Origin of the sequence: Candidatus Angelobacter sp., from assembly GCA_035607015.1 — a bacterium.
Classification (GTDB): Bacteria; Verrucomicrobiota; Verrucomicrobiia; order Limisphaerales; family AV2; genus AV2.
Genome location: DATNDF010000254.1, coordinates 1 through 4,115 on the forward strand (window position 1 = coordinate 1; position 4,115 = coordinate 4,115).

General features: G+C 59.3%; 4 protein-coding genes. 1 reads left to right on the plus strand and 3 read right to left on the minus strand.

Annotated elements, in window-relative coordinates; genetic code table 11:
* From VN887_10280 to VN887_10290, 3 genes are all read right to left on the minus strand, one after another.
* A partial coding sequence (locus tag VN887_10280; GenBank protein ID HXT40399.1) for an ABC transporter ATP-binding protein occupies window positions 1–831 on the minus strand: 831 nt, incomplete at its 3' end.
* A complete protein-coding gene (locus tag VN887_10285; GenBank protein HXT40400.1) occupies window positions 828–1,391 on the minus strand; it encodes a type II secretion system protein in 564 nt (187 codons plus the stop codon). The genes VN887_10280 and VN887_10285, both read right to left, overlap by 4 nt.
* Before the next feature lies 1 nt (window position 1,392).
* The gene (locus VN887_10290) at window positions 1,393–2,022 is read right to left on the minus strand and encodes a hypothetical protein (protein ID HXT40401.1); all 630 of its coding nucleotides are present in this window, start codon (window positions 2,020–2,022) and stop codon (window positions 1,393–1,395) included.
* Window positions 2,023–2,141: 119 nt separating this feature from the next.
* On the opposite strand from VN887_10290, the gene gcvP reads away from it, so the two are divergent.
* The coding region (gene gcvP, locus VN887_10295; GenBank protein ID HXT40402.1) for an aminomethyl-transferring glycine dehydrogenase at window positions 2,142–4,115 on the plus strand (1,974 nt) is incomplete at its 3' end.

Consider the following 4,115-nt stretch of genomic DNA (forward strand, 5'->3'; position numbering starts at 1 on the left):
TTCGTAAACTTCCATCCCCTGCTCCACCAGCCGCCGGACCACGACCCCGGTCCCGACACCGGTCGCGAGGGCGATGAATTCACCGTCCCGGTCATCGACGATCAATTCTTCCCCGCGCAAGAGTTTGACCGCCCGGCCAAAATCATTTGTGCGCAGCCGGACCCAATCCCTCGCCTGCTTGGCTTCCGCCAGCGCGCCCTCAAACACCTTCCGCCCCTGGTTCATCACCGCGATGCGCGTGCAAAGCTGTTCAACTTCGCTCAACAAATGCGACGACAGAAAAATCGTGAGCCCCAGTTCGCGATGCAGCCGGCGGATCGTCTGGCGCATTTCGTGAATGCCCTCGGGATCGAGTCCGTCACTCGGCTCATCCAGAATCAACAACTCCGGCTGTGGCAACAGCGCCTGCGCCAGCGCCAGCCGCGCGCGCATTCCGTGCGAATAGGTTTTCACCTTGGATTTCTCGCGCCCGCTCAACCCCACCCAGTCGATCACCTCGCGGATCCGCGTTTCCGGTGTCGGCGCCGTGTAATGGCTCAGAATTTCCAGATTCCGCCAGCCGCTGAGGTAGTCGTAAAACACGGGTGTTTCGAAGATCGCGCCGACGTTTTTCAGCGCCGCCTGCCGCCGCGTTGTGACGTCGTGGCCACAAACCAATACCTCACCGGCCGTCGGCCAGACCTGGCCGAGCATCATGCCGATGGCCGTGCTCTTGCCGGCGCCGTTATGACCCAGCAACCCAAAGATTTCGCCTTTTGGGACGTGCAACGTCAGACCGTCCACCGCGACGCGCTGGCCGAACTTCTTTCGTATCTGAGTGAGCCGGATCACTTCGTTCCCTCAATCGCCAGCAGGTTCTTGATGTGTCCATCGGCGTAAAGATAGTTCACGCCCTTCTTCGCGCCGCGCGCGCTGTGAAACGCCTCCTTGTCGAAGAATACCGGAATCTGGTGCGGATCGAAATCCATGTTCAACACCTTAAGCCGGTCGGAGTCCTGGCCGTTGAGCAGGCTGTTCCACGAATAGCTGGAACCGGTTTGCTCGTATATCTGTTTGCGGTCCGACGGACATTGCAAAAGTTTGACGGCTCCGAGGTAATTCGAGAGCACCCCGTCGGGACCGGGCAGCGCATTCGTTGGCGGCGAATTCGTGTCGAATGACTTGTCGCGCATCACCGGCAGATGATTGTCATTGTCCTGCGTGTAAAGTTGCAGGGCGATGCCGACTTGCCGGAGGTTGCTCAGACACGCGGTCGCGCGGCCCGCCTCCTTCGCCCTGCTCACTGCCGGCAGGAGCAATCCCGCCAGCACACCGATGATCGCCAGCACCACCAGCAATTCAATCAGGGTGAAAGCCACTGCGGACCGGGCGCCTGATTCAACGGGCATCATACTAACGTCCGCCCCGGAACATTCGCCCGCTCTCCATCGTCCGTTGCAATTCTTCGAGCATCGGCGCCAGCTCCGCTTTCGTCTGGGCCGAGCTTTCGCTGTAAAATGTTTTCAACCCGATCTTCGCGATCTTGTCCTGCAATTCCCGGCTCAGCGCCGGCGGTGTATTGGTCCCTGCCGCGGGCGCGGCCTCGCCATCCTCTCCGGTCTGCGCCTGCGCTTCCTTGAGACGTCTCATCGCGTCGTCAATCGACTTGCGCCGTTTGTCCTCGGGCAACTGTTCGAACGACGCGAGCATCTGCTTGAACCCGGTCGGCATTGTCAGCTCGACGAAAGTCTCCTTCTCGTCGTCCGTCATCTCTCCGAACCACTGTTCTGAAACGCGCTCCAATCGCGCCTTGCGGCGTTCCTCCGGCGACAGCCGGTTCAGCCGCTCCGCCAGACCGCGAATTGCCTTTGCCCGTTCGGATCCCGACAGTTTCCTCAAATCCACCGATTCCGCGTACGCCCGGACCCTGGCGGCTGACATTCTGGAATTCTTCGCCAGCGTGTAGCCGGCAATGGCCGCAACCCAGGCAACCACGAGAATTATCGCGGCAATCAATATCGGACGCTGTCGCTGGCCCGGCACAGGTCGAATTTATCGCATCCCGCCCCCACCGCCATGACAAAACATCTTAATGACGCTCATTCCCCTGCCTGCTGGCAAATCCCGCTTGCTTTGCCTCGACCGGCCCTTACTTTCCTGCCATGTTCGCAACGGAAACCGCCGAAGAAAAACCGCACGCCGATACCAAAACCCCGCCGCCCGCCGCTGCTCTCGTGAATTTGCTCAAACATCCTGACTGCTTTGCACATCGTCACATTGGCCCCAATCCCGCCGAAGCGTCGGAGATGCTCAAACTGGTCGGTTTTGATTCGCTCGACGCTTTGGCCCGCGCGGCCGTGCCGGAAAAAATACGCCTTCCACACCCGCTCCATCTCCCCGCGGCACTAAGTGAACAGGAGGCGCTGGGGGAGTTGAAACAACTCGCGGCGCAAAACCAGGTTTTCCGTTCATTTATCGGACAAGGGTACTACGATTGCATCACGCCGCCGGTCATCCAGCGCGGCGTGTTGGAGAATCCCGGCTGGTACACCCAATACACACCCTATCAAGCCGAGATTTCCCAGGGCCGCCTCGAAGCGCTGCTGAATTTCCAGACGATGGCGAGTGAACTCACCGCGCTCGATATCGCCAACGCTTCCATGCTCGACGAGGCCACGGCTGCTGCCGAAGCGATGACGATGTCGCACCGCTTAAAGGATGGCCGGAACACGTTCTTCATCTCCGAAGGCTGCCATCCGCAAACCATCGAAGTTGTCCGCAGCCGCGCACGCGCGCTCAAGATTGAAGTAGTGATCGGCAACCACGAGAAGTTTGAGTTCAACGACCAGGTCTTCGGCGCGCTCGTTCAATATCCCGATACGTTCGGCGCGATTCACGATTACTCTCCGTTTGTTGAGAAAGCTCACTCAGCTGGCGCGATGGTAACGGTCGCGACTGATTTGCTCGCGCTCACGCTCATCAAGCCGCCGGGGGAATTCGGCGCGGACATCGCGGTTGGCAGCGCGCAACGCTTCGGTGTTCCGCTCGGTTACGGCGGACCGCACGCCGCGTTCTTTGCCACTCGTGACGAATTCAAACGCCAGATGCCTGGGCGCATCGTTGGTGTGTCCAAAGATTCACGCGGCAAACCCGCGCTGCGTCTTGCGCTCGGCACTCGCGAGCAACACATCCGCCGCGAGAAAGCCACCAGCAACATCTGCACGGCGCAGGCATTGCTCGCGAATATGGCTTCGCTCTATGCCTGTTATCACGGGCAGAAGGGATTGAAAAAGATTGCCAAGCGCATTCACATCATCGCCGACAGCTTCGCGGCCGCTGTCATGACAAAAGGCTTCACCGTTGATTACGCCGAGTTTTTCGACACGGTTGGCGTGGAATGTGAATCAACCAAGAAACGAGATGAAATTCTCCAGCGTGCAACTGAACGCTCAATCAACTTACGCTCACTCGGAGCGAATCTGATCTTGGTTTCGTTCGATGAAACATCGAACACCGCAGTTTTGGCAGAACTGATTTCAATTTTCACGGGCACGACCGTTGACGCGGTCAGCTTTGAAAAGAGTTTGGAGGAGCTGGAGGTTGGCTTCCGCGACCAATTTAAGCGCACCACGCCTTTCCTCCAGCACCCCGTCTTCAACCGCTACCACTCCGAGACCGAGATGCTTCGCTACATCAAGCGCCTCGAATCGCGCGACCTGTCGCTCACGGCTTCGATGATTCCGCTCGGCTCATGCACCATGAAACTCAACGCCGCGGCGGAAATGTTCCCCGTGTCGTGGCCGGAGTTCGCGAAGATTCATCCGTTCGCGCCCATCAAACAAACGCGCGGTTATCAGAAGATGTTTGAGCAACTCGAAACCTGGCTCGCGGAAATCACCGGGTTCGCTGGCATTTCGCTCCAGCCCAACGCCGGCTCGCAGGGCGAATACGCCGGGTTGCTCGTCATCCGCGCGTATCACGAATCGCGCGGCGACACGCATCGCAACGTCTGTTTGATTCCCACCTCCGCACACGGCACGAACCCCGCCAGTGCCGTCATGGCCGGCATGAATGTCGTCGCCGTCGCGTGCGATACCAACGGCAACATCGACGTCGCCGACCTGCGCGCAAAGGCG

Bases quoted from the DNA above. Each gene is read 5' to 3' on its own strand.
- VN887_10285 (HXT40400.1), bottom strand. From the start codon at position 1,391: ATGATGCCCGTTGAATCAGGCGCCCGGTCCGCAGTGGCTTTCACCCTG.